28 protein-coding genes and 1 pseudogene are annotated in these 24,993 nt (G+C 70.5%); 26 read left to right on the top strand and 3 right to left on the bottom strand.

All coding sequences use genetic code 11. The features are described 5' to 3' along the window. Positions 1-285 precede the first annotated feature (285 nt). Positions 286-1,107, bottom strand: coding sequence for a PhzF family phenazine biosynthesis protein (locus ACQP2X_RS24970; RefSeq protein WP_498700718.1), 822 nt, complete (start codon positions 1,105-1,107; stop codon positions 286-288). Between the two features lie 234 nt (positions 1,108-1,341). Here ACQP2X_RS24970 and ACQP2X_RS24965 point away from each other — a divergent pair, with 234 nt between their 5' ends. The 22 genes from ACQP2X_RS24965 (at position 1,342) to ACQP2X_RS24860 (ending at position 21,420) form a co-directional block, all read left to right on the top strand. Further along, positions 1,342-2,766: a sigma 54-interacting transcriptional regulator gene (locus ACQP2X_RS24965; protein ID WP_498700717.1), complete on the top strand. Its 1,425-nt coding sequence runs from the start codon at positions 1,342-1,344 to the stop codon at positions 2,764-2,766. 1 nt (position 2,767) lies between these two features. Then, positions 2,768-4,723 (top strand): vWA domain-containing protein, encoded by a 1,956-nt coding sequence (locus ACQP2X_RS24960; RefSeq protein ID WP_498700715.1) that lies wholly within the window; start codon positions 2,768-2,770, stop codon positions 4,721-4,723. A 65-nt stretch (positions 4,724-4,788) separates the two neighbouring features. Beyond that, positions 4,789-5,520 (top strand): phosphotransferase enzyme family protein, encoded by a 732-nt coding sequence (locus ACQP2X_RS24955; protein ID WP_498700714.1) that lies wholly within the window; start codon positions 4,789-4,791, stop codon positions 5,518-5,520. Positions 5,521-6,138: 618 nt separating this feature from the next. Beyond that, positions 6,139-6,756 (top strand): cardiolipin synthase ClsA, encoded by a 618-nt coding sequence (gene clsA / locus ACQP2X_RS24950; RefSeq protein WP_498661290.1) that lies wholly within the window; start codon positions 6,139-6,141, stop codon positions 6,754-6,756. A 264-nt stretch (positions 6,757-7,020) separates the two neighbouring features. Continuing rightward, positions 7,021-7,164, top strand: a complete 144-nt coding sequence (locus tag ACQP2X_RS24945; protein ID WP_498701378.1) for a hypothetical protein — start codon at positions 7,021-7,023, stop codon at positions 7,162-7,164. Positions 7,165-7,223: 59 nt separating this feature from the next. Continuing rightward, complete coding sequence (locus tag ACQP2X_RS24940) at positions 7,224-8,096, top strand: DUF881 domain-containing protein (RefSeq protein ID WP_498701029.1); 873 nt, start codon at positions 7,224-7,226, stop codon at positions 8,094-8,096. Beyond that, positions 8,093-8,425, top strand: coding sequence for a small basic family protein (locus tag ACQP2X_RS24935; protein WP_498700713.1), 333 nt, complete (start codon positions 8,093-8,095; stop codon positions 8,423-8,425). The genes ACQP2X_RS24940 and ACQP2X_RS24935 overlap by 4 nt, the downstream gene beginning before the upstream one ends. Before the next feature lie 14 nt (positions 8,426-8,439). Continuing rightward, positions 8,440-9,294, top strand: coding sequence for a DUF881 domain-containing protein (locus ACQP2X_RS24930; RefSeq protein ID WP_498700711.1), 855 nt, complete (start codon positions 8,440-8,442; stop codon positions 9,292-9,294). Between the two features lie 44 nt (positions 9,295-9,338). Further along, positions 9,339-9,719, top strand: a complete 381-nt coding sequence (gcvH, locus tag ACQP2X_RS24925; RefSeq protein WP_498700710.1) for a glycine cleavage system protein GcvH — start codon at positions 9,339-9,341, stop codon at positions 9,717-9,719. A gap of 209 nt (positions 9,720-9,928) precedes the next feature. Further along, entirely contained in the window at positions 9,929-10,381 is a 453-nt protein-coding gene (gene odhI / locus ACQP2X_RS24920) for an oxoglutarate dehydrogenase inhibitor Odhl (protein WP_097321281.1), read from the top strand. Positions 10,382-10,449: 68 nt separating this feature from the next. Next, positions 10,450-11,118 (top strand): transcriptional regulator FtsR, encoded by a 669-nt coding sequence (gene ftsR, locus ACQP2X_RS24915; RefSeq protein WP_498700709.1) that lies wholly within the window; start codon positions 10,450-10,452, stop codon positions 11,116-11,118. Between the two features lie 127 nt (positions 11,119-11,245). Beyond that, positions 11,246-11,710, top strand: a complete 465-nt coding sequence (locus tag ACQP2X_RS24910; protein ID WP_097321283.1) for a bifunctional nuclease family protein — start codon at positions 11,246-11,248, stop codon at positions 11,708-11,710. A gap of 146 nt (positions 11,711-11,856) precedes the next feature. Next, positions 11,857-12,411: a MerR family transcriptional regulator gene (locus tag ACQP2X_RS24905; protein WP_498700708.1), complete on the top strand. Its 555-nt coding sequence runs from the start codon at positions 11,857-11,859 to the stop codon at positions 12,409-12,411. Between the two features lie 58 nt (positions 12,412-12,469). Next, positions 12,470-13,048 (top strand): class I SAM-dependent methyltransferase, encoded by a 579-nt coding sequence (locus ACQP2X_RS24900; protein WP_498700706.1) that lies wholly within the window; start codon positions 12,470-12,472, stop codon positions 13,046-13,048. Between the two features lie 34 nt (positions 13,049-13,082). Next, the gene (locus tag ACQP2X_RS24895) at positions 13,083-13,541 is read left to right on the top strand and encodes a PaaI family thioesterase (RefSeq protein ID WP_498700705.1); all 459 of its coding nucleotides are present in this window, start codon (positions 13,083-13,085) and stop codon (positions 13,539-13,541) included. Between the two features lie 34 nt (positions 13,542-13,575). Next, positions 13,576-14,265 (top strand): hypothetical protein, encoded by a 690-nt coding sequence (locus ACQP2X_RS24890; protein WP_498700704.1) that lies wholly within the window; start codon positions 13,576-13,578, stop codon positions 14,263-14,265. A gap of 25 nt (positions 14,266-14,290) precedes the next feature. Next, on the top strand, positions 14,291-14,500 hold the full coding sequence (locus tag ACQP2X_RS24885; protein WP_498700703.1) for a hypothetical protein: 210 nt from the start codon (positions 14,291-14,293) through the stop codon (positions 14,498-14,500). Between the two features lie 207 nt (positions 14,501-14,707). Then, positions 14,708-15,889: an aKG-HExxH-type peptide beta-hydroxylase gene (locus ACQP2X_RS24880; protein ID WP_498700701.1), complete on the top strand. Its 1,182-nt coding sequence runs from the start codon at positions 14,708-14,710 to the stop codon at positions 15,887-15,889. After that, complete coding sequence (gene fxsT, locus ACQP2X_RS24875) at positions 15,877-18,237, top strand: FxSxx-COOH system tetratricopeptide repeat protein (RefSeq protein WP_498700700.1); 2,361 nt, start codon at positions 15,877-15,879, stop codon at positions 18,235-18,237. Before ACQP2X_RS24880 ends, fxsT begins: the two co-directional genes overlap by 13 nt. 44 nt (positions 18,238-18,281) lie before the next feature. Next, the gene (locus tag ACQP2X_RS24870; RefSeq protein ID WP_498700699.1) at positions 18,282-18,635 is read left to right on the top strand and encodes a hypothetical protein; all 354 of its coding nucleotides are present in this window, start codon (positions 18,282-18,284) and stop codon (positions 18,633-18,635) included. A gap of 1,308 nt (positions 18,636-19,943) precedes the next feature. Continuing rightward, positions 19,944-20,372, top strand: a complete 429-nt coding sequence (locus ACQP2X_RS24865; RefSeq protein WP_498700695.1) for a VOC family protein — start codon at positions 19,944-19,946, stop codon at positions 20,370-20,372. 94 nt (positions 20,373-20,466) lie between these two features. After that, complete coding sequence (locus ACQP2X_RS24860) at positions 20,467-21,420, top strand: NAD(P)-dependent alcohol dehydrogenase (RefSeq protein ID WP_498700694.1); 954 nt, start codon at positions 20,467-20,469, stop codon at positions 21,418-21,420. A 20-nt stretch (positions 21,421-21,440) separates the two neighbouring features. On the opposite strand, the gene ACQP2X_RS24855 is transcribed toward ACQP2X_RS24860, so the two are convergent. After that, positions 21,441-22,028, bottom strand: a complete 588-nt coding sequence (locus ACQP2X_RS24855) for a TetR/AcrR family transcriptional regulator (RefSeq protein WP_498700692.1) — start codon at positions 22,026-22,028, stop codon at positions 21,441-21,443. Between the two features lie 121 nt (positions 22,029-22,149). Here ACQP2X_RS24855 and ACQP2X_RS24850 point away from each other — a divergent pair. Then, positions 22,150-22,245: pseudogene (locus tag ACQP2X_RS24850) on the top strand (3-alpha-hydroxysteroid dehydrogenase); the annotation flags it as partial. 125 nt (positions 22,246-22,370) lie between these two features. Continuing rightward, the gene (locus tag ACQP2X_RS24845; protein ID WP_498700691.1) at positions 22,371-22,802 is read left to right on the top strand and encodes an SDR family NAD(P)-dependent oxidoreductase; all 432 of its coding nucleotides are present in this window, start codon (positions 22,371-22,373) and stop codon (positions 22,800-22,802) included. Positions 22,803-22,962: 160 nt separating this feature from the next. On the opposite strand, the gene ACQP2X_RS24840 is transcribed toward ACQP2X_RS24845, so the two are convergent. Beyond that, positions 22,963-23,382: a YkvA family protein gene (locus tag ACQP2X_RS24840; protein WP_498700689.1), complete on the bottom strand. Its 420-nt coding sequence runs from the start codon at positions 23,380-23,382 to the stop codon at positions 22,963-22,965. A 226-nt stretch (positions 23,383-23,608) separates the two neighbouring features. On the opposite strand from ACQP2X_RS24840, the gene ACQP2X_RS24835 reads away from it, so the two are divergent. Together ACQP2X_RS24835 and ACQP2X_RS24830 are read left to right on the top strand one after the other, a co-directional pair. Continuing rightward, positions 23,609-24,325 carry a cutinase family protein gene (locus ACQP2X_RS24835; protein ID WP_498700688.1) on the top strand — a complete coding sequence of 239 codons (717 nt, stop codon included), beginning with the start codon at positions 23,609-23,611 and terminating at the stop codon, positions 24,323-24,325. Between the two features lie 9 nt (positions 24,326-24,334). Beyond that, positions 24,335-24,979: a nucleotidyl transferase AbiEii/AbiGii toxin family protein gene (locus ACQP2X_RS24830; protein WP_498700686.1), complete on the top strand. Its 645-nt coding sequence runs from the start codon at positions 24,335-24,337 to the stop codon at positions 24,977-24,979. The last annotated feature ends 14 nt before the right edge of the window (positions 24,980-24,993 follow it).

The following is a 24,993-nucleotide window of genomic DNA, read 5'->3' as shown; positions in this document are numbered from 1 at the left end:
CGCACTGGCCTGGCTGGCGGCGCAGGGCAGTGCCGCCACCCTGCCGCGATCTCAGTCGCGCCGCCGATCGGCCGTGTCGTCGGGCCGACCTGCCGTTGGGCCGGGCCGCGAGCCGGTCGTGCTGGCGGCCACGTCGCCGCTCAGCGCGCACGCGCGGGTGCCGGCGCTCGGTCGCGTCGCCGGCCGGGAGAACTGTCGGGCACGCGCGAGCTTGCCTGGGCGCCACGGGTCGGCCGCATTGCTGGTTGGAGACGCTGAAGGGCGCGCCGCGCGGTCTGGCGTTTGTCAGAGGGTCATGGGGACCGCCTTTCCTCGGACTCGGATGCCTGGCTCGCCTGCGTGCAGTTCGATGGTCAGGCGGCTGGGGCGGCCCATGTCGTCGCCCTGGCGGAGGCTTATCGTGTCGCCGTCGTGGGCCAGGCCCTGTGCTCGCAGGTAGCCGCCCAAGGCCGCGGCGGCGGCTCCGGTGGCCGGGTCCTCGTAGACGCCGCCGATCGGGAACGGGTTGCGGACGTCGAAGGTGCCGGGGGCGGCCTGGTGGATCAGCTGGATGGTGGTCCAGCCCTTCGACTCCATCAGGGCCTTCAGGACGGGCACGTCGTAGTCGAGCTCGGCCAGGCGGCGGCGGGTCGCGGCGGCCACCACCGGGTGGTAGGCGCCCGCGTAGGCGAGCTTGGGTGGCAGCAGGGTGTCCAGCTCGTCGACGGACCAGCCGAGGGCCTCCAGCAGGGCCTCCACGTCGTCGGCCTCCAGTGGGGTCACCGCCGTGGCCACGCTGGTCAGGGTGGCCACGCCGTCGCCGGTGACGCTGACCGGGACCTCGCCGGCGTTCGTCACGAAGACGTGGTCGCCGGGGCCCAGGGCCACCGCTGTCGCCACCGTGGCGTGGCCGCAGAACGGGACCTCGGCCAGCGGACTGAAATAGCGCACGCGTTTCCGGCCGTCGCCCTCATCCGATGTCACGAACGCCGTCTCCGAATAGCCGACCTCGGCCGCGACGCGCAGCATCTCTGCCTCGTCCAGGGCCGTCGCGTCGAGCACGACGCCGGCCGGGTTGCCGCCTTTCGGGTCGTCGCTGAACGCCACCCACCGCTCGATCTCCGTCATGCGGGTCAGCCTCCCGCGCCGCCCGCCGCGGGCACCAGAGCCAAAAGTATGTGTCTGGCCCACCGTGACCCACCACCTCACGCGAAAGCCGCGCTATGGCCGTGACCCACCACCTGGGCCGCGCCGCGCCGCGGGTGGCGCCAGGTTCTGCGGGTGGGCTTCCCGGCGTACCCCCAAAAGAACTGGATCTTTCGTCACATCAACTTGTCAGAGGGTCGGAGTAGCGTCTTTCCCGTGACAGATGCACCAGTTGCGATCACGCCCGAGATCCCCTCCGACCTTCCGCGCACCCTGGGTGAGCTGCGGGCCTCCGGCCATGCCTACCGCGGTGTGAAGCAGGAGCTGCGCGACAACCTGCTCGAGCGGCTGCGCACCGGCGCGCCGCGCTTCCCGGGCATCGTGGGCTATGACGACACGGTGCTGCCCGAGGTGGAGCGTGCCCTGCTCGCCGGGCACGACATGGTGCTGCTCGGCGAGCGTGGGCAGGGCAAGACCCGGCTCATCCGTGGCCTCATCGGGCTGCTCGACGAGTGGACGCCGTTCATCGCCGGCTCCGAGCTGCACGAGCATCCCTTCCATCCGCTGACCCCGGCCTCGCGGCGGCTGGCCGCCGAGACCGGTGACCTGCTGCCCATTTCCTGGCTGCACCGCTCCGAGCGGTACGGCGAGAAACTGGCGACCCCGGACACGAGCGTCGGCGACCTGATCGGCGACGTCGACCCGATCAAGGTGGCCGAGGGGCGTGCCCTGGGCGACCCCGAGACGATCCACTTCGGTCTCGTGCCCCGGACGAACCGGGGCATCTTCGCGGTCAATGAGCTGCCCGACCTGGCCGAGCGCATCCAGGTGTCGCTGCTCAACGTGCTCGAGGAGCGCGACATCCAGGTGCGTGGCTACCAGCTTCGGCTGCCGCTCGACCTGCTGCTGGTGGCCTCGGCCAACCCGGAGGACTACACCAACCGGGGCCGGATCATCACGCCGCTCAAGGACCGGTTCGGCGCCGAGATCCGCACCCACTACCCGGTCGACCTGTCGCTCGAGACGGCGCTGATCCGGCAGGAGGCCGACCTCGTCGCGTCCGTGCCCGACCACCTGATCGACGTGCTGGCCCGCTACACCCGCGCGGTCCGCGAGTCGCCGGCGGTGGACGCCCGCTCGGGCATCTCGGCCCGGTTCGCGATCGCGGCGGCCGAGACGGTGGCGGCCTCGGCGCTGCGCCGGTCCGGGTTCCGCAACGAGAAAGAGGCGGTCGCCCGCATCGGCGACACGCCGTCGGTGACCTCGACTCTGCGCGGCAAGGTCGAGTTCGAGAGCGGTGAGGAGGGGCGCGAGACCGAGGTCCTGGCCCACCTGCTGCGGGTGGCCACGGCCGAGACGTTCCGCGACCGGCTGGGCGGGCTCGACCTGTCCGGGTTCACGTCGCTGGTCGCCGAGGGCGCCATCATCGAGACGGGTGACCTGGTCAGCGCCGAGGAGCTGCTCGGGCAGATCGGGCCGGTGCCGGGGCTGGCCAAGGTTCTCGACCGGCTCGGGCTGGGCGACGCGCCCTCGCCGGGGCAGGCCGCCTCGGGCATCGAGTTCGTCCTCGAGGGGCTCCATCTGACCCGGCGGCTGGCGAAGGAGCTCACCGACGACGGCCGCACCCTCTACGGGAGCTGACATGGCGGGAAACAGGTTCCGGTACGGGGCGTGGCGCGACGGGCCCGATCCGCTGGCCCCGCCCTACGACGTGCGGGCCGCCGTCGACGAGGTGGGGGAGCGGGTGCTGGCGGGCGACAGCCTGCGCGACGTGCTCCGCGATCTTGTGCGCCGGGGGCCCCGGTCGGGGCGAGGGCTCGACGAGCTGCGCGACCGGGCTCGCAGGCTCCGGCGTGATGCCCTGCGGCGGGGCAATCTCGACGGGGCGGTGACCCGGGCGCAGCAGCTCCTTGATCAAGCCGTCGCCACGGAGCGTGACGCGCTGCGGGGCCGGGATGACGCCGAAGCGCGTTTTGCCGAGGCTGTTCTGGACAATTTGCCCCGGTCGACGTCGCGGGCCGTGGAGGAATTGTCCGAATACAACTGGACATCTCAGGAAGCTCGCGACCTGTACCAGCAGATCCTCGACGGTCTGCGGCGGGAAGTCGTCGAGCAGCGCTTCGCCGGTATGAAACAGGCCCTCGAGAACGGCGACTTCGCCGGCGTCGAGGAAATGGTGGCCGACCTCAACCAGCTCCTGGAGAAACATGCCCGCGGCGAGGACACGAACGACGCGTTCCAGCAGTTCATGGACAAGCACGGCCAGTTCTTCCCGGAGAACCCGAAGGACATGGACGAGCTGATCGACTCCCTGGCCCGGCGGGCCGCGGCGGCCGAGCGGCTGATGCGCTCGCTGTCGCCGCAGCAGCAGGAGGAGCTGTCGCGCCTGATGGACCAGGCGCTCGGCGACGGGCCACTGCGGGGGCAGATGGCCGAGCTGACCGACAACCTCCGGGCGCTGCGCCCGGGGCTCAACTGGGGTCGCGGCGAGCGGATGCGGGGCCCGAACGATCTCGGGTACGGCGACGCGGCGGCCGCCCTGGGCGAGATCGGTGAGCTGGACGAGCTGCTCGACCAGCTGGGCCAGGAGCATCCGGGAGCCACCCTCGACGACGTCGACGTGGAGATGGTGGAGCGCCAGCTCGGCCGCTCGGCCGCCGACGACGTGCGGCGGCTGCGCGAGCTGGAACGAGAGCTGAGCCGTCAGGGCTGGGTGACCCGCGACGCCGAGGGCCTGACGCTGTCGCCGAAGGCGTTGCGCCGGCTCGGGCGTACGGCCCTGGCCAAGGTCTTCGACGATCTGTCCGGCCGCAAGCAGGGCCAGCACGACCTGCGCGACGCCGGGGCGGCGGGCGATCTGATCGGCTCGTCGCGCCGCTGGGAGTTCGGCGACGAGCAGCCGCTCGACGTGGTCCGGACGATCGGCAACGCGGTCCGCCGCCAGGCCGCCTCGGGCGGTGTCGGCGTGCTGCCGGTGCGCCTCGAGCCGGACGACTTCGAGGTGGCGGAGACGGAGCGCCGGGCGTCGGCGGCGGTGGCCCTGCTGGTCGATCTTTCCTATTCGATGTACGCCGACGGGCGCTGGGGCCCGATGAAACAGACCGCGCTCGCGCTGTCCCACCTGGTCGCGACCCAGTTCCCGCAGGACTCGCTGCAGATCATCGGATTCGGCCTGCACGCGGCCGCGCTGTCGCAGGGCGAGCTGGCGGCGATCGACCCGACCATGGAGAAGGGCACGAACCTCCAGCACGCCCTCAAGCTGGCCGCCCGCCACCTGCGCCGTCATCCCGGATCCGAGCCGGTGGTGCTGGTGGTCACCGACGGCGAGCCGACGGCCCATCTGGAGCCGGACGGGGAGGCCATGTTCTGGTGGCCGCCGCTGCCTGAGACGGTCCAGGCGACGATCCACGAGGTCGATCATCTGACGCGCTTCGGCGCCACGCTGAACTTCTTCATGCTCGGCGAGGACCCGGGCCTCCAGCGTTTCGTCGCCGCGGTGGCCGAACGCAACGGCGGCCGCGTCTTCAGCCCCGACGCGGAGGAGCTGGGCCGCTATGTGGTCGACGACTACGTGAGGGCCAGAAGAGGAAGGCATTAGAGGTACGCCGGAGAGCCCGCCGCTCACACGGGATGAGCGGCGGGCCCTGCCGTAAGGTGTCGCCGATGGGATGGGACGCGCTCACACAGTGGGGCGACGACGTCGTTCGGGTCGAGCCGCTGACCGGTGGCGTGGCCAACGAGGTGTGGAGCGTGCGCGCCGGCGGCCGGCGCGTGGTGGCCCGGCTCGGCCGCCGCAGCGACGCCGACCTGGCGTGGGAGACGGGGCTGCTCAGCTTCCTCGCCGGTGAAGGGCTGACAGTGCCGGTCCCGATCCCGACCAAGGACGGCCGGTTCTTCGCGGACGGGCTGGTGGTGACGACGTACCTGGAGGGCGGCCCACCCGCGTCTCAGGACGACTGGCGCCGGGTGGCGGCCACGCTGCGCGAGGTGCACCGCTTGACGAAGGGCTGGCCGCAGCGCCCGGGTTGGCGTTCGTCGACCGACCTGCTGCAAGCCGACTCGGGGACGAAGGTGGACCTGCGGGCGATGCCGGCCGAGGGCGTGGCGCGATGCCGGGCGGCGTGGGCGCGCCTGGCCGGCCGCGAGACCAGTGTCGTGCACGGCGATCCCAATCCCGGCAACATCCGCATGACCGCGAGCCACGTCGGCCTGATCGACTGGGACGAGTCCCACATCGACGTCCCCGACCTCGACCTGGTTCTGCCGGGAAACGCCGCCTCCCTGGACGAGGAAACTCTCGACATCGCCGCCCAGGCATCGGCCGCCTGGGAGGCCGCCGTCTGCTGGGACGACGATTTCTCGGTCAAACGCTTGGCCGAGGTACGTCCTCTCTGACGCACTTCTCCAGCAGCGAACCCGCGGCGCCCGCCTCCTCGCGCGGCACCCTGCGATCACTGCCTCCGCGTTCGGGCTGCGTCTCCCCTCCGCTTCGGCGCCGCCCTGCCTCCGCGGTCGGGCCCCGCCTTCCTTCCGCGGTCAGGCCGCGCCTTTCCTCCGTGCGTCCGCGTGAGACGGCGTTCGGGCCCCGTCCTACCTCCGCGTTCGCGCCGCGTCTTCCCTCCGCGCCCTTCCTCCGCGATCGAGCCGCCCCCTCCCTCCGTGCGAGACAGCGTTCGCGTCGCGCCCTTTCCGCCGTGCTCTTGTTGGTCTGGCCCGCGCTGCGGCTGGCGTACGCCTCCCTCTTCTGCCCTTCCGCCCTTGCGTGCGACCCCCGCGTGCGAGGGGGAGAACTAGGTTCCTAGGATGGCGGACACGCTGTGCGACGCGCTACGGGTCCACGAGTGGGAGCGTAGGGCTGGTTATAGTTGCTCGGCGAGTGGCCGGGCAGGGGGTCCGGGCGTTCGGGGGACACAGCACCCCGGCTGGGTGCATGGTCGGCTCATTGATGGGCTGGGCGTGGAGTGTGGCCGGGTCGTTGCCGTGCCCCGCGCCGGAGGGGGAGAGGAAACCGCGATGTCGCAGCAGCCTGCGCCGTCCATCGCTGCCTCCGATCGGATCTGGACGATCCCCAACGTGATCAGCTTCATCCGGCTGCTCGGGGTGCCGCTCTTTCTTTATCTGCTGCTCGGGCCGCACCACGATGTCGCCGCGGTGATCGTGATCGCGATCGGGGGGACGACCGACTGGGTCGACGGCTACGTGGCCCGGCGGATGAACTCGGTGAGCCGGCTGGGGACGCTGCTCGACCCGTTCGCCGACCGGCTCTACATTCTGGCGACGCTGATCGGGTTCACGATCCGCGGCGTCGTGCCGTACTGGCTGACCGGTGCTCTTCTGCTTCGCGAAGTCGTGCTGGGCATCGCCCTGCTCGTGCTGCGCCGGCACGGATATGGGCCGCCGCCGGTGCACTACGTCGGGAAGACGGGCACCTTTGTGCTGCTCGCGGCGTTCCCGATCATTCTGCTGGGCGAGGCCGTGCCATCGTGGAACGGCTGGGCCGGCGCGGTCGGGTGGGGGCTGGCCTGGTGGGCGCTCGCGCTCTACTGGGCGGCCGGTGCTCTCTATCTGATCCAGACGGCCCGGCTGCTGCGTGCCGACCGGGTGGCGGCCGGAGCGCGGACGGCTTCCTGATGACCGAACCGATCATCCCGGATCGCCGGCCCGCCGACGACCGGACCGACAGCGTGCACCCATCCGACAAAACGGAAATGTCGGAAATGTGGGCCGGGGAAAGTGGGCCGGAGCCGGCACAGGTCGGGGGAGCTGGTTCGGATAGCGCGGACGCGACGGCGATCGGGCAGTCCAGCTCTGTGCAGGGGCCGGACGCGAGTTCCGCCGACGCTGCCAGTCCCACGGAGTCCTCAGCCGCGGCCGGCCCCGGTGCGCCAGACGAAGGTGCGCCAAGCGAAGGTCGTGCAGGCGAAGGTGCGCCAGACGAAGGTCGTGCAGGCGAAGGTCCGCTACGCGAAGGTCGGGCAGGCGAAGCTGCGCCAGGCGAGGGCCGGGCAGGCGAAGGTACGTCAGACGAAGGCCGGGTAGGTGCGGATGGTGCCGGGGAAGCGGGTGCGGCGCCGAAGCGGGTCTACGCGCCTGACTTTCTGACCGAGCTCTTCCGGAATCCGCTTGATCCCGGATACGCGGACGCGGCGGCCCGTAAGGCGCGTGACGGTGAGCCCACGGGGACGAAGAAGGTCGTCTCCAGTGGGATTCTGGCCGTCACGCTTGTCGCGCTCGGTTTCCTTCTTGTCGTTGCCTATCAGCAGACCGTGGCCGATGAGCCCGCCCGCACCACCGCCCGGGCCGAGCTTGTCGATCAGGTGCAGAAGCGGCGGGAAGAGACCTCGCAGCTCCAGGACCGGGCCGAGGCGCTCAGCGACGAGGTCGCGGGGCTGCGCGAGCGGGAGCTGAGCAGTACCACCGTGCAGCGGCTGAAGGATCTCGAGGCCGCCACGGGGCTGGCCCAGGTCAGTGGCTCGGGGGCGCGGATCACCGTGGCCGACGGGCCGACGCCGATCAACCCGGTGACAGGGGAGCGGAACACGGTGGCCCGGGTCAAGGACAGTGATCTTCAGCTCGCCACCAACGCGCTCTGGTCGCTGGGGGCCGAGGCCGTCGCCATCAACGGGCAGCGGCTCACCGCCACCTCGACGATCCGGCAGGCCGGTGAGGCGATCCTGGTCGACTTCCGGCCGGTGACCAGCCCGTACGAGGTGGTCGCGATCGGGCCGGACGATCTCGCGAAGGACTTCCGTGACGGGTACGCCGGCAAGTTCTTCGAGCAGCTCGCCGCCAAGTACGGGATGTCGTTCCAAGCCAAGGACGTGGACGACGTGACGTTGCCGGCCGCGACCGACCTCAAGCTGCGGGTCGCCGAGCCGTCGGCGCCGCCCGCCGCGCCCTCCGGTTCCCTCCCACCCCCGCTCTCGTCCGCCTCGCCGGGCGTGAGCTCCTCGTCGGAAGGCGGGCGATGATCGCCGTACTCGCTCTGGTCGCCGGTGTCGTCCTGGGCATCGTGTTCCATCCCACGGTTCCGGCCGCCCTGCAGCCGTACCTGCCGATCGCGGTGGTCGCCGCGCTCGACGCCGTCTTCGGCGGCGTGCGGGCCAAGCTCGACGGGATCTTCGACGACAAGCAGTTCGTGATCTCGTTCATCTCGAACGTGCTCGTGGCCGCGCTCATCGTCTATCTGGGTGACCAGCTGGGCGTGGGCGGTCAGCTCTCCACCGGCGTGGTGGTCGTCCTGGGCGTGCGGATCTTCGGGAACGTGGCCGCGATCCGCCGCCACCTGTTCAGTGCGTGAGGGGCGGTGACGGCGTGAGCGACGACGACAAGCCGGAGGAGCTGCCCACCGCGGGCCGCCGGCCCGCGCATGCCGGGTCCGAGGAGGGCCCCACCGTGGAGACGGCCAAGCCGGTGCCACCGCCGTCACCCGATCAGGTGAGTGGTGCCGGTGATGACGTACCGGAAAGCGGATCGGTGCTCCGCCGGAAGATGTCCGGCGCCGGAGCACTGATCGCCGTGCTGCTGGCGCTGTTCGGCTTCACGCTCGTCGTGCAGCTGCGCAGCAACAACGACGATGAGGGGCTGGCCACCGCGCGGCAGGAGGACCTGGTGCGGATCCTGTCCGACCTGGAGGCGCGCGACAGCCGGCTCCAGTCCGAGATCAGCGCGCTGGAGACCAGCCAGCGGCAGCTGACCTCGGGTGTGGCGGGCCGGCAGGCGGCGCTGGAGGAGGCCGACCGGCGCACCGACGAGCTGGGTCTGCTGGCCGGCACCCTGCCGGGGCGGGGCACCGGTCTGGTCATCACCGTGAACAAGGTGAAGGCGTCGGCCATCCTCAACGCCGTGCAGGAGCTGCGGGGCGCCGGCGGTGAGGTCATGCAGATCGCCGGGTCCGGTGGCGGGACCGTGAGAATCGTCGCTTCCAGCTATTTCGTGGACGCCGAAGGCGGCGGGATCATCGCCGACGGGCAGCGTCTCACGGGCCCCTACGTGCTCACCGTGATCGGTGTGCCGCAGACGATGCAAACGGCGCTGCAAATCCCCGGCGGGGTGGTCGCGTCGGTGAACAGCGGCGGCGGTAGCGTGACGTTGGAACAACGCACCATGGTCGAGGTGACCGCGGTGCGCGACGCCACCACATTGCGATACGCGCGACCGGCTTCATAGCCGTTCGCACTACTGACGAATATTCGTGCACCGGGAGAGATTGCGTGATTCCTGAGGACCTGCGGTACACGGCTGAGCACGAGTGGGTGGCCGGAGACGGCAGCGGGCCCGTGCGGGTGGGCATCACCCACTTCGCGCAGGATGCGCTGGGCGACATCGTCTTCGTCGACCTGCCCGAGGAGGGCACGGAGCTGGCGGCCGGTGACTCGCTCGGCGAGATCGAGTCGACCAAGAGCGTGTCGGAGATCTACGCGCCCATCGCGGGCACGGTGGTCGCCAAGAACGCGTCTCTGGGCGACGAGCCCGAGCTCATCAACGCCGAGCCGTACGCGGCGGGGTGGCTCGTCGAGATCGCGCCGTCCGATCCCGCGCAGCTCGAGGGTCTGCTCGACGCGAGCGCTTATCAGGCGATCACCGAGAGCTGAGCCTCTTGTCTATGTAGTGAAGCTTTTCCGGCGCGCGAACGATACGTCCGCGCGTCCGGTTGCCCCGTGATATTCGCCTTCACTAGGCTCGCGGGGCACAACAAATGTTATGCCTTTGAAACCGATAGTCGTGTGTCCGGGCCATATGGCCGCGGCGGGAGTGATCCCTTGCCGCATGGCGGCGACCAACTGATCCGTGAGGTGGTCCGATGACGCGCCCAGACGACGAGTTCCCCCCACTCGACGTCACGTCCACGCTCAACCTCGGTGCGCTCGACGAGCTGCTCGAGGCGCCGGAGAGCGACGTGGTGCCGAGCCGTATGTCCGGCTCGCTCCCGCCCGGAATGGCGCTGCTCGTGGTGCGCCGCGGCCCCAACGCGGGCGCGCGGTTCCTGCTCGATCACGACGTGACGACCAGCGGCCGGCACCCTGACAGTGACATCTTCCTCGACGACGTGACGGTGTCCCGCCGGCACGCCGAGTTCCACCGCGACGGCGGCACCTTCACGGTGCGCGACGTCGGCTCGCTCAACGGCACGTACGTGAACCGGGAGCGGGTCGAGGCGGCGACGCTGAGCAACGGCGACGAGGTGCAGATCGGCAAGTTCCGTCTGGTGTTCATCGCCGGCCCGCGGCCGGAGGGCGAGGGTAGCGGGGCGTGAACTCGTCGGGGGCGGCCGCGCGCGACCCGGGGGCCTCGCGTCCCCAGGGTGGGCGCGAGCCTGCGCTGATGAGCATCGGGGAGGTGCTGGCCCATCTGCGCGCCGAGTTCCCCGACACCACGATCTCCAAGTTGCGGTTCCTGGAGGCGGAGGGGCTGGTCGATCCCCAGCGCACCGCCTCCGGGTACCGCAAGTACTCGTGGAACGACGTCGCGCGGCTGCGGTTCGTGCTGACCGCGCAGCGCGATCAGTATCTTCCGCTGCGGGTCATCCGGGAGCAGCTCGACCGGATGGAGGCCGAGCCGGCGCCGCCGGCGCGGCCCAACCTGGTCGCGGTGGGCGCGGAGAAGGCGGCCGATCCGTCCGACACCCGGGTCCCCCGGGAGGATGTGATCGAACGCACGGGCGCCCCGGCCGAGCTGCTCGACGAGCTCGAGCGCATGGGCCTGGTCACGGCGCGGCCGCCGGGGTGGTACGACGGCGACGCCGTGGTCATCGTGGAGGCCGTGGTGGGATTGCAGAAGTACGGCCTGGAGGTCCGCCATCTGCGCGGGTTCCGGGCCGCGGCCGATCGTGAGGTCGGCCTGTTCACGCAGCTCCTGGCGCCCCTGGTGCGCCAGAGCGACCCGGCGGCACGTGCCCGTTCGCAGGAGACCGCCCGCGACTTGCAGGCGCTCTCGCAGCGTCTGCACGCGGCTCTGGTGCGCGCGGGGCTGCGGGGAGAACTGGGACGCTGACGCCGGTTCGGGGGTCGCGAGGTGGGTATGCCGCACTCGTGGGATCCGGACGGTGTGCGTGTACCGTGCAGGATAGGGGCGGCCGTTGCGGGGGCGGCGCGGAAACAAGACGACACGGAGGCGGGCGGTGCGCGAGCTGAGCGTGGTCGGAGTTCGGGTGGAGCTCCCCAGCAACCAGCCGATCGTCCTGCTGCGGGAGGTCGACGGCGATCGGTATCTGCCGATCTGGATCGGTGCCGTCGAGGCCACCGCGATCGCGTACGAGCAGCAGGGCGTCAAGCCCGCTCGCCCGCTGACCCACGATCTCCTGCGTGACATCCTGGCCGCCGTCGAGGCGCCGCTGACCGCGGTCGAGATCACCGAGCTCAAGGACAACGTCTTCTACGCCGATCTGCTGATCGGTGACGGTCTGCGGGTCTCGGCCCGGCCGAGCGACTCGATCGCGCTGGCGCTGCGGGTGGGCGCGCCGATCCGCTGCGCCGACGAGGTGCTGACCGAGGCCGGCATCGTCATCCCGGACGAGCAGGAGGACGAGGTCGAGAAGTTCCGCGAGTTCCTCGACCAGGTCCGGCCCGAAGATTTCGCCGGGTAAGACCACCCGAAGCGGTTGAAGATCGATACTGACCTCGCTCAGACGCGGCGTGTCGTGGCGTTACCTACCTGTTTCCGCGTCGCCTGAGATATACGCTCGTGAAGTCCAGGTGAAGCGGCGGCACCGCGCAGCGGGGAGGTGGTCGCGTGCACGAGCAGCCCCTTGAACATCAAGAGGGCCCCCTCGTCGGCGAGGACGGCTCAGTGGGTTATCGCGGGGTGACGGCGTGCCAGGCGGTCGGCATCAGCTACCGCCAGTTGGACTACTGGGCGCGGACGACGCTGGTGGTGCCGAGCATCCGGGACGCCGAGGGCTCCGGCACGCAGCGGCTCTACTCGTTCCGTGACCTGGTGGTTCTCAAGGTCGTCAAGCGCCTGCTCGACGCGGGTGTCTCGTTGCAGAACATCCGCCGGGCGATCGAGACGTTGCGCTCGCGCGGCGTGGAAGATCTGGCCGGCATCACGCTGATCTCCGACGGCACGACGGTGTACGAGTGCCGGTCGCCGGAGGAGGTCGTCGATCTGCTGCAGGGCGGTCAGGGCGTGTTCGGCATCGCGATCGGCGGCGCCTTCAAGGAGATCCAGGGTTCGCTGCTGAACCTGCCGGCCGAGCCCGCCGTGCCGCAGCCGGTCGGCCCGGCCCTCGAGCCGGCCGCCGGCGACGAGCTGGCCGCCCGCCGGGCCCGCCGCCGCGCCGGCTGATCTTGCCGTACCAGCAAGAAATCTTGGATGGCAGAGGAAGTACGAGCAGGCTCGTCCCATGAGCATCGAAGCTGAGTGGGACGCCCGATACGCCGAGAGCGACCGCGTCTGGAGCGGCAACCCCAACGTGGTCCTCGTGCGTGAGGTCAGTGATCTGCCGCCGGGCCGCGCCCTCGATCTGGGCTGTGGCGAGGGCGGCGACGCGATCTGGCTGGCTCGCCGGGGCTGGCGGGTCACCGCCGTCGACGTCTCCGGGGTGGCCCTGGCCCGGGCGGCGTCGCACGCCGGTGACCTGGCCATCGACTGGCAGCGCCGCGATCTGGCCCAGGATTTCCCGCCCGGCGAGTTCGACCTGGTCAGCTGCCAGTTCCTCTACCACTGGGGTGAGTTCGACCGGGCCGGTGTGCTGCGCCGCGCGGCCGCCGCGGTCGCTCCGGGCGGCGTCCTGCTGATCGAGGGCCACATGGACGACCCGTCGCACCGGCACGGCGACCTGGTCCTCGAGACGCCCGCCGAGATCGTCGCGCTGCTCGGCCTGGGCGAGGGGTGGGAGACGCTGGTGTCGGAGGAGCATCCGCGCGAGCACAACGGCGCCATGCGGACCGACAGCACGGTCAAACTTCGCAGGAAGGCTTAACCCTGCGGCCATCCGGCGCGCGCAGACTGCGGGGATGGACGCCACCGAGCTGGCCCGCGAGCTTCTCGATCCCATTCCCGCCCACCGGACCGCCGGCCTGGAGGTGATCGGCGCGAGCGACGGCGTCGGCACCGTCGCCTGCGATCCGCCGCCGGGCCTGGCCAACGTGATCGGGTCGCTGCACTCCAGCGGCCTGACCACATTGGCCGACGCGGCCGGCCTGGCCGCGATCATCGCCGCTGTCCCGTCGCCGGAGGCCTTCGACGGGGTGATGCCGTTGGGCGCGGCGGCGTCGATGCGGTTCCTGGCGCCGGCCCGGGGCCGACTGACCGCCGTCTGCGAGCTCGAGATGGAGACCCGTCAGCGGCTCAAGGCCTTCTACGGCGGGGTCGAGCCGCGGGTGCGGCTCACCACGACGGCGCGGATCACCGACGAGGACGGGACGATCGTGGCCACCGGCAGTTTCGACTGGAGCATGCGCCGGCGGGCTTGACCCTCACACCGTGTCAGGCCGTTCGATTGGGTGCATGACCGACAGAGCGGCCGTCGCCGAGATCACCAGCTACCTTCAGGACCACTTCGTGCACGAGGCCTGGGCCGACAAGTACGGAGTGGACATCGGCCCCGATCCGGACTCGCTGCACGTGCGCCGTCCCGCCGACCTTCTCGCCCTGGCGAAACCGGGGGAGAAGGTGGCCACCATGTGCCAGGGCTTCTCGGAGATGCTGGCCTGGCTGCTGCGCGAGCGGGGAATCGCGGCCCAGGCCCGATGCGGCTTCGCGACGTACTTCGAGAAGGGCTGGTACGAGGACCACTGGATCGTCGAGTACGGCGACGGGAAGTGGGCCGACGCGCAGATCGACGACCTGCAGCGGGGCATCCTCGGCATCGGCTTCGACACGCTCGACCTGCCGCCGGGCGCGTTCCTCACCGGGCCTGAGGCGTGGCAGCTCGTACGGGCGGGCGGCGCCGATCCGGACCGGTTCGGCCACGACGCCGAGTACAAGGGGGACTGGTTCATCGCCGGCGACGTCGTCAAGGACCTCGTGGCCCGGCAGGGAGTGGCGGCGCTGCCGTGGGACGTCTGGGATCCGATGCCCGGGCCGGGCGAGGAGGTCGACGTGGACCTGTTCGACGCCCTCGCATCCGGGACGCGCGTGGCCTCCGTACCCTCGAAGGTCCTGAACAAGCGTCGTGGCCGTTTCGAGGATCTGTAGCGGGTCGGCCGCGTACCGTCAGGTCATGATCCCGCAGCACTATCCGCTCTATCTCCGGGAGTCCGGGGACACGCCCGCCGACGACAAGATCTGGCTGGTCGTGGGCTGGCTGCCGGACAAGGTGTCGAACCTTCCCCGGCAGCCGGTGGCCCTGCTCTGCGACAACGACGTGGAGGAGCCGCGGGTGCTGGAGCTGACGGGGATCTTCCGGGTGATCGGGACGAACCGGCACTGAGAGGCGCACGTAATGTGCCCGTGACATGACCTCGGGTGTCTTCTATGCTTCGTCTTGGCTTGGCATTCACTGCCGCACAGGGGAGGCGTCGTGCAGAAGACACCCTTGGATGAGATCCGCCGGACGCCGATCGACCGCATCGACCATAAGCAGGCCGCCTCGGTGGTGCGCCGCATCCTTCGCCGCTCGGCCTTCTGACCGCCCGGCGTGATCAACGAGCGTCCGGCTCCGGTCGCGGGTGATCTCGGCGCGCTCCCGGCCGACGTCTTCGACCGGATCGCCGCCGGCTACGGCGACGCCGCCGCCGTCGGTGTGCTCGCCGACGCCGAGCTGGCCGTCAACCGGGCCCTGGTCAGCGAGATCCTGGGCGAGACGGCGGCCGGTGGTGAGCTGCTGGCCGAGCTGGAACGGGCCGCGCCGGCCGCCTTCGACGCCGTGCTGGGCCATCCCTTCGTCCGCTCGTGGGCGGTGGCCTGCCTCGAGGGCAAGGACGCCGAACCCGACCGGGCGGCGGCCATCGCGGCGGCCGTGGCCATCCGGGCCGGCGCCCACGCCGACGTGCAGGTGCACGCCCACGACGGCCTGATCCACCTGCCCACGGTCGGGGTCTTCGCGGCGCCGGCCGAACAGGTCCGGGTCACCGCCGGCCGGTCGTCGGTGGTGCTGCGCTGGCCGGGCGGCCGGGCCGAGCTTCCGGTCACCGGCGGCCGGCAGATCCCGGGCTGGCACGCCTGCCGGTGGGTCGTCCTCGACGGCGTACGGGTCCTGCTCGACGACGCCGACCCCTACCGCGACCGTCTCGAGTTCGCCGACGCGGCCTGGCTCGACGCCGACGGCGAACGGGACTGGGCCGACCGGCTGGCCGCGACCTGGGAACGGGTCGCGGCCGACGCCCCGGCCCACCTCGACGGGCTGCGCGGTGGCCTGCGCGCGATAGTTCCCCTGGCCGCCGCCCCCGACGGCACCCCGCGCGGCGTCACCTCACGGCACGCGTTCGGCGCGGTCGGGCTCTCACCCACCACCGACCCGGCCGAGGCGGCGGTGCTGCTGGTCCGCGAGTTCCAGCTCACCAAGATCGGTGCCGTGCTCGACCTGATCGACCTGGTGCCCGACGACGCCGTGACCGAGCGGCTGCCGGTGGGCTGGCGCGACGACCCGCGTCCGGTCGAGGCGGTGCTGCGCGGGGCGTACGCCCATCTGGCCGTGGCCGACATCTGGCGGCACCGCGCCCAGCGCGAGGCCGACCCGGCCGGCCGTGGCCTCTACCGCCGCTACCGCGACTGGACCGCCGAAGCGGTCGACGAGCTGCTCACCGGCGACCGGCTCACCGAGGCCGGCGCCCGTTTCGCCCAGCGCATGGCCGGCACCGTGCGCGGGTGGTCACACTGACCGTGTTCCACGCCCCGGCCCGCAACACGCGGTTCACGGGCCGCGACGCCACCCTGCGGGAGCTGCGCGAGAAGCTGCTCGCGGGCGACACCCCGGTCGTGCTCCAGGGCATGGGCGGCGCCGGGAAGACCCAGATCGCCATGGAGTACGCCCACCGGCACCGCGCCGACTACGACCTGATCTGGTGGATCGACGCCGATCCGGCCGTCTTCGTCGACACCGCCCTGGCCGACCTGGCCCACGAGCTGAACCTGCCCACCACCGACGGCATCGCCGGCCGGGCCCGCGCGGCGCTGACCGCGCTGGGCCGGGGCGTGGCCCCGCGCTGGCTGATCGTCTACGACAACGCGGAGGACATCGGCGTCGTCAGCCGCTTCCTGCCCGGCCCGGGCGGGCACGTCATCGTCACCTCCCGCGACCCCGGCTGGGGTGACCTGGCGCGGGCCGTCGCGGTGGACGGCTTCGACCGCGAGGACAGCGTCGCCCACCTGCGCGAGCGGGCGCCCGCCCTGACCGTGCCGGACGCCCGCCGCCTGGCCGAGGCGCTCGGTGACCTGCCCATCGCGGTCGCGGCGGCCGGGGCGTGGCTGGCCGAGACCGGCCAGACCGCCGACGGCTACCTCGGCCGGGCCGGCCCGCACCTCGCGCGTGTCGAATCGGTGTGGGATCTGTCGCTGGCCCGGTTGCGGGAGCGGTCGCCGGCCGCGTACCGGCTGCTGGAGCTCTGCTCGACGATGACGTCGCACATCGCCCTCGACCTGATCTACAGCGACGCCATGGCCCAGCGCCTGCGCCCGCCGGAGCCGGTGCCCGCCCTGGTCCAGCAGATCAACCGGCTCGCGCTCCTGAAGATCGACGGCGGCCAGATCTTCCTGCACCGGCTTCTCCAGCAGGTCGTACGCCGGCGGATGACCCCCGATGAACAGCGCACCGCCCGCCACGAGGCGCATCTCGTGCTCGCGGCGGCCCGCCCCCGCGGGGAGGTCGACGACCCGGCCACCTGGCCGGCCTTCGGCCACATCTGGCCCCACCTGGCGGCGACCCGGGCCGTCGACTGCGGCGACGCGCCGGTCCGGCAGCTGATCATCGACCGGCTTCGCTACGTGTGGCTCTCCGGCGGCTTCGACGACGGTCGCCGGATGGGTGAGGAGTACGCCCGGAGGTGGGAGCGGCAGCGCCAGGACCGCCCGGACGACGGCGAGCTGGAGCGGCAGCTGCTGCACCTGCGGTTCACGCTGGCCAACATTCTGAGCGACCAGGCCGCGTACGCCGAAGCCCGCGCCCTCGACGAGGCGGTGCTGACCCGGCAACGGGAACTGCTCGGCGACCACCACCCGCAGACCCTGATGACGGCGAACGGGCTGGGCCGCGACCTGCGCGCGCTCGGCCTGTACGACGAGGCTTTGAAGAGCGACCAGGGCACGTACGCCGCCTGGTCCGAGACCTTCGGCGACGATCATCCGCGGACGCTGTCGGCGATGAACAACCTGGCCGTCTCCGAACGCCTGGCCGGCCGGGCCCGCGAGGCCGCCCAGCACGAGCGGCTGGTCTACGAGCGGTGCTCGCTGGTGCTGGGCCCGAGGCACGCCCTGACCCTGATAGCCGGCAACAATCTGGGCCGCGACCTGCGCGAGGCGGGCGAGTACGAGGCGTCGATAGCCCTGCTGGCCGACGTGCTCGACCGGCATCGGGAGACGGGAACACCCCGCACGTACAGCACGATGGCCAACCTGGCCGTCTCCGAGCGCAGCGCCGGCCACGTGGCCGAGGCCGCGGCCCACCTGGACACCGCGTACGGTCACCTGGCCGAGATGCTCGGCCCTGGCAGCCCCGAGACCTTGGCCTGCCGCCTGAGCCGCGCGGTGGGCCGGCTGGAGCCGGGCGAGCTGGCCGAGGTCGAGGCCGCCTATCGCCGCGCCCTGGGCGACACCCACCCGTACACGATCACCTGCCGCAGCAACCGGGCCGCCGCGGCCCGCGCCGCCGGCGACCTCACCACCGCACGCGAGCTGGCCGAGCAGTCCGCACGCGAGTTCGCCCGGCGGCTCGGCGACGACCACCCGTCGACCTTGGCCGCCCGCACCAACATGGCGATCCTGCGAGCCGAGACCGGATCACTGGCCGACGCCCGAGCCGTGATCGAGCCGGTAGTGGCGACCCTGGACGCGCTGCTGGGCCCCACCCACCCCGACGCGATCCGAGCCGCCGCCGACCTGGCCCTCATGGGCAACCCACAACCGGAGGCGCTGGCGAGGTTGGTCGCCGCGTTGGGCGACACACACCCGGCTGTGCGAGCCTTCCGGGAGGGCCGATACCTGCACCGGACCTTGGACCCACATCCGTACTAGGCCCGTGAGCCTTGGATCGAGGCCGCCGTCGCCGATGGAGGAGCGTGGAGTCTGCTGCCCCGCCGCGCCGGCGGTTCTTCCCTGAGGCGGGCGTTTCCGCCCTGTGGTGGCTGGCCGCCTGGGCGGGATACCTCATCCACGTCGCCGCCACGGCAGATCCGGCCCGCCCGTGCGACGGTTCGGAATGCGCCAGCGCGCGAGAGTGGGAGCTGGCCGAAGCGATATTCCTCGGCGCCCCGCTGACGCTGGCCGGCGTCGTTCTGACCACCACGGTCATCGGAGTCGTCGTGGCCACCACAAGCCGGCCGCGGTGGCCGACGGGCATGGTCGGCACGGCCGTCACCTGGGCAGCCTGGTTGGTGATCGCCGTGACGATCGCGCTCCGCACTCTAGGTTGATGCAGGCGAGCTCCGGCGCCGGAGATGCTCGGTGCAGCACCCCTACCCGGCCCATTCGTTGATGCGGGCCGCCCTTGCTTTCGTGCACGTTGCGAGCACTGGAGCTGCGGGGCCTGCAAATGCGCGGATCTGCCGATGACAGTGCGATGGTCGCGATCAGGACATAATCCATGGGATCAGCATCAGGATAGTTCTGGAGATTGATGTCGGATGAGAACAAGGCCGCCGGATTGTCTTAGTCTGGAATTGTTTAGTGGATGGGGTCGAAGCCGCCTGGAATGACTTGAATTGCCACCTAAGGGTGGCCTCTCAGTGCCGACGCGCATGGCGGTGATCAGTGACGGTTGCGCCGCGAACGCGTCTCAAGGCTGACTTGGATATCGCCGTTTCTCTGCCGCGACGCTGGGACGCCTACCACGAATCTCCGATTACCATTCCGCTCAGCGAAGACTATTTCCCATTCGCCGTCCGAGCCTCGGCGCGCGGTCGTTATCGAGCGGTCGAGGTCCGGAAAATCGACGCTCACTGCTTCGCACCGTATTTTGATAGCTGCAGCCGCCAATGTCCTTGCATCAGCCTCGGTGGTAGCTAGATCTCTATGTCGTGACTTCCATCGTGCGCGGGCCCAGGCAACACGGATGAAGCCTTTGCCGGCATCATATGCAGCATTGCCAAGAATGCCGGAACTAATCGCCAAAATGACCCAGTCGACCGCCTCCTGAGAAACGGATCCGACTGGCCTGTCCCGAGGGTCGGGGAAGACAAGGAGGTGGGTCCTCCGCCAGACCCACAGGGCGAGTCGGTGTAGGCCGATAAGGCGCCAAAACGGTCGAGGGTACCCGTTCTTACGCGCGGCTCGAGGTTGGAGGTATGCGACTACCAGGTCATATTTTTCTTTATCATTCCGATTCGTCACCCTGTTTGGAGATTCAAGCCAGAGCCATATGTCACTAGTGGAAATGCGGGAGGCTGGATCCTGCAATGCGGCGTGCCAAATCATGTCAGAAAAAGTCGGTTGTTCTGCCGCACAATACATTTCATATAAAAAGTAACGCGTGGATTGAGGTGGCATTAGAGGGTACCTTCCTGGCAGCCGGAGCTGTATCGTATATCGAGACGCTCAGTAACAGCTAGGAACGTATGCGCTCGATTGAATTGACCTTCCCATTCCGCTAGGCACTTGCCTGAAGAGCCAAGCGGGGACCGCGGAGCGTCGTTCGGCCTTCTGTATCCCTGTTGCTCGTTTACTCTCATGCCGCGATCCGCTCGCTGTGACGCGGTGCCATGAGCTCGTGTCACGATTGGTCCATGCCTCTGACTGTCGGCATCAACCACGTCACCGCTGTCACCGCTGATCTCGACCGTCTGGTGCGTTTCTACTCCGACATGTTCGATGCCGAGATGGTCTTCGAAGGGCAGGCGGCGAACGGGTATCCACGGATGGCGATCGTCGAGCTTGGCGGTACCCGCTACGTGAAGATCGTTGAAGACCGGTCCGGTGTGTCGGCTGATGGTGCCCTCGCGCCCGTCGGCCGGTCGCGCACTGAGCGGTTTGGTCTGGCCGTCGGCTCCCTTGATGAGCTGCGCGAGCTGCGTGAACGGATGATCGACGCCGGCGCGCAGGTCGGGGAGATCGTACGGCTTCCGACCCAGTGGATCATGGAGGTTGTCGACCCGGACGGCACGCTGCTCCAGGTGTGCGCGCACGCCCGGCCCGGTCACCCAAGCTCAGCGTGACGGGCACGGGAATCGCGCTCGGAACGACTCAAGCCATCGGAGGCCGTTGTCGTGGTTCCGGCGTGCTACAGAGGGGCGAGGGGAGGGCGGGCGGATGAGGGCGGTCGTGTACGACAGGTACGGGTCCGTGGACGCGTTGCGGATCGAAGATCTTCCCAAGCCGTCTCCTTCGGGCCGGCAGGTGCTGGTCAAGGTCGCGGCGACGTCGATCAACCTCAGCGACTGGGAGAGCCTGCGCGGGTCGCCGCTGTATGCGCGTATCGGTGGGCTTCGAACGCCGGCGCGCCGGACGCTGGGTTCGGACATCGCCGGATGGGTCGACGCCGTCGGTCCGGACGTCACGCGGTTCCGGCCCGGTGACGAGGTCTACGGCGACAATCTCATGCTCAAGGGCGGCTTCGCGGAGTACACCATCGCGCCCGAGTCGGTGCTGGCGCACAAGCCCACGGCTCTGACCTTCGCCGAGGCGTCGACGGTTCCGCAGGCCGGCGCGATCGCGCGGCAGGGGATCGGCGGCGCCGCGGCCGGGCAGCGGATGGCGATAAACGGTGCCGGCGGCGGTTCCGGTTCGTTCGCCATTCAGCTCGCCAAGCGTCTCGGCGCCGAGGTGACCGGAGTGGACAACGCCGGCAAGCTCGACTTCATGCGGTCGGTCGGCGCGGACAAGGTGATCGACTACCGGAGTGAGGACTTCACTCGCGGCGGTCCGTACGATCTCATCCTCGATCTGGTGGCGCACCGATCGGTGTTCGCCTACCGCCGGGCGCTGGCGCCGGGTGGCCGTTACCGGTGCGTCGGCGGATCGGTGCGGACGCTGCTGCGCGTCCTGACAATCGGCTCGGTGGCCGGTTGGCTCACGCACCGTCGGGTCGGCGTGCTCGCGGTCAAGGAAGGGCCGGCGCATTTCGGGCCGGTCGCTGACCTCTGCGTCGCGGGTGACCTCGCCGTCCACATCGACCGCACCTTCACCCTCGACCAGGTCCCCGAGGCCCTGGCTCATGTAGGTGAGGGACGCGCCTGCGGCAAGGTCGTCGTGACAGTGGCCTGACCGCCGCGCCACGGCGAGTATCAGGGTCTGCGGCGGTCAGGGCCGTGCCAGAACGCCGGGGAAGCGGCGAGGATCAGGCGCTCGCCCCGGGCCACGTCCAGGGGGTCGGTGGGTAGCCAAGCCTCTACCGCGCCCGCGGTGCCGGAGGCGGCGTACGCGGCCAGGACCCGGATGTCGTCGGGTGAGTCCGTGCCCGGCGGGAGGATCTCGGGGTAGGCGCGGGCGTGAGCCTCCAGGGAACCGCGGACTACCAGCTCCAGGTTCTCGCGCAGCGGCGGCAGCAGGTGGGGGCGGGCCGCGTTGCGGTAGACGGCCGCGTGATCCGCCACGTGGGCGCACAGCGCGTGGACGCCGGCGCGCATGCCCGAGTCGGGGTGCAGGCCGCCGGCCAGGTCGGGGTGGCTCGCGGCGATCGACTCCAGTTCCTCGCGCAGGACCGCGGCCAGCAGCTCGACCGGGGACGCGGCGTGCCGGTAGAAGGTGTCGCGGGTGACGCCGGCCTCGTGGCACAGCTCGGTGACGGTGACCTCGGTGATCGGCCGCCGGCCGGCCAGCCGGTAGACGGCGGCGCGCAGGGCCTCCCGCGATCGGCGGAAGCGCGGATCCATTTGGCGAACTATAGCGGTCACGCGATATCTGACAGGTGTCAGATAGGGCGTGTGCTCGAGCGGTGAGCCCGTGGCCAGATTCGACGGCCGGACCGTCATCGTCACCGGAGGCGCCCGCGGCATGGGCGCCACGCACTCGCGAGGCTTCGTGGCCGAAGGTGCGCGCGTCGTCGTCGCCGATGTGCTCGACGCCGAGGGTGAGGCCCTCGCGAAGGAGCCCGGCGACGCGGCGATCTACCGGCACCTCGACGTCATCGACGAGCGGCAAGTGGGCTCGGCTCATCGAGGAGACCCACACCGTCTTCGGCACGCCGACCGTGCTCATCAACAACGCCGGGATCGGTGGCAAAGGCGCCTTCGTCGAGGACGAGACCCTCGAGGACTGGCGGCGGCGCGATCGTCAACATCTCCTCGTTCGCCGGGCTCATCGGCACGCCGAACGCGGCCGACTACACGACCAGCAAGTTCGCCGTCCGCGGCTTCACCAAGGCGGTGGCCATGGAGGTCGCGGCCCACCGCATCCGGGTCAACTCGGTCCACCCCGGATATATCCGCACGCCGATCCTCGGGCCCCTCGGTGACGAGGTCGTGCACGGCAAAGTCGCCCTCGACCGGATGGCCGCGCCGGAGGAGGTCACCCGCATGGTGCTGTTCGTGGCGTCCGACGAGGCCGGATATTCGACCGGATCCGAGTTCGTCGTCGACGGTGGCTGGTCGGCCGGCTCCCCGGTCGGCATCGGGCAGACCAACGCGGCCTTCTCCGAGGCGCCCTAAGATCTTCGGGCATGGTGATCGGGCAGGCGGTGCTGCTGTTCGCGGTCACCAACATCGACGACATTCTGATCCTGGCGCTGTTCTTCGCGCAGGGTGCGGGCCGCCGCCATCTGACTCGGACTGGTGATCCTCATCGAGGGCCTGCGCGGGTGAGGCCGGGTCATCGAGGGTCGGCGCGGCTCAGGCCGGTCAGGCGGGTGAGGGCGGTGAAACCTTCGTCGGTGCCGGGCCAGTGCCGGCGTACGGCCTCGAGACCGGCCCGGCGCACGGTGGAGCGCAGCACGAGGGTCACGATGATGGCGTCGTCGGCGTAGCCCAGGACCGGGATGAAGTCGGGGATCACGTCGAACGGCACGGCCAGATAGGCCAGCAGCAGCGCCAGCCGGATCCGGACGCCACGCGGCAGCGCCTTGTCGGCGGCCAGGCGGCGCAACAGCCGCAGCAGGTCGGGCAGCAGCCGCAGCGCCTCCTTGAGCCGCGCCCGCCCGGGATGCGCGGCGAGCAAGGCGATCACCAGCGCCATCCAGAGCAGCAGCAGCGCCACGACGACGCCGATCAAGGCCGGCCACCACCGCGTCATAGGGCCAGCCTAGAAGGGGCGCCGGACGGCCCGGACCACGACGCGGGCCGCGCTGAGCTCCCCGGTCACCGGACAGGATTCGTACGTCTTCTTCTTGAACCTTCAACGTCACCCAGAGTGAGCAAGTCGACGTTTTTCGATGTATTGAACCGTCGCGCGGCCACGCTGCGTATCACCGGGCAGCTATCTGCACTCGCAGTGCTTTTTTGGCGGAAGGGGCGGCAAGATGCGGAACAAGGCGAAGATCGCCACCATCGGGGCGGGCGTGGGGCTGGTCGCGGCGGGGCTGTTCGTGGCGCCGCAGGCGTTCGGCGGGACGGCGACCAAGGCGGGCGGTCCATGCGCGGCGGTGCACATCATCGCCACGCGGGCGTCGACCGAGCGGCCGGGTGCGGGCATCATCGGATCGCTGGTCAGCGCCGTGCAGCGGGCGAGCCGGCAGACGGTGAGCACCGAGGCGACCGACTATCCGGCGGTGCTCAACCCGTACGGGCCGAGCGTGTCGGCCGGCGTGCGGGCGCTGACCGGGCAGATCACGGCCAAGGCGGCGCAGTGCCCGGACACCAAACTGGTGCTCGTGGGCTACTCGCAGGGCGCGCACGTGATCGGCGACGTGCTCGCCGGCAGCGGGCGGCAGGCCGTGTCGACGCCCAACCCGCCGCTGAACGCGCAGCTGGCGGCCAAGGTCACGGCGGTGATCCTGATGGGCGACCCGCGCTACGTGGCCGGCAAGTCGTTCAACGCGGGCACCAGCCGCAGGAACGGGCTGTTCGCGCGGGGCAACGACGCCGCGCTGGACGGGTTCGCGGCGAAGATCCAGTCCTACTGCGACACCGGTGACAACTTCTGCGCGCGCGGGGCCAGCCTGGCCACGCATCTGGGCTACACGCGCAAGTACAACACCGTGGCCCAGCGGTTCGTGCTGCAGCGCGTGGGCGGATAACCTGACCCTGTGGCGAGCGTCGACGACTTCTACCGTGACGTCGCGCGGATAGCGCTCACGGTCGCCACCAAGCACGGTTTCGTCCTCGGGGGCGGTGTCGCCTGGCTGGTCAACGGCCTGGTGGCCCGCCCCACCGAGGATGTCGACCTGTTCACCGACGCGCCCGGCGGCGTGGCGGCCGCCGCGGGTGAGGTCACCGCCGCCCTCCAGCGCGCGGGCATGAGAGTGGTGGCCGAGGAGGGCGACGAGCTGTTCGCCGGCATGTCCGCCGATATCCAGGAATTTCTGGTCGCGGACGGACATAAAGCGCTCCGGCTCACCCTGTGCCGGCTCGACCGGACAAGAGCGCCCGTCGTGATGGAGCTCGGCCCGGTCATGCACCTGGACGATCTTGTCGCCACGAAGGTCGCCGCCCTGGTCAACCGGCGGGAGGTCCGCGACTACATCGACGTGGCGGCGGCTCTGGAACGCTATCCGCTGGCCGAGATCATGGAGTTGGCGAGGAATGCCGACCCGGCGCTCGATCCGGAGGACATCGCCGACGCCGGGCGCTATCTGGACCGGCTCGACGACGCCCGGTTCGCCCTCTACGGGCTCGGGCCGGCGGAAATCACAGCGTTACGGCAGCGCCTCGCGGAGTGGCCCCGCGGCTGATCCATATTATTGAC

It is taken from the genome of Actinoplanes sp. CA-131856, assembly GCF_050956135.1.
Taxonomy (GTDB): domain Bacteria; phylum Actinomycetota; class Actinomycetes; order Mycobacteriales; family Micromonosporaceae; genus Actinoplanes.
Note: the sequence above shows the minus strand (reverse complement) of the source record. Positions and strands in the feature narration are given on the sequence as shown.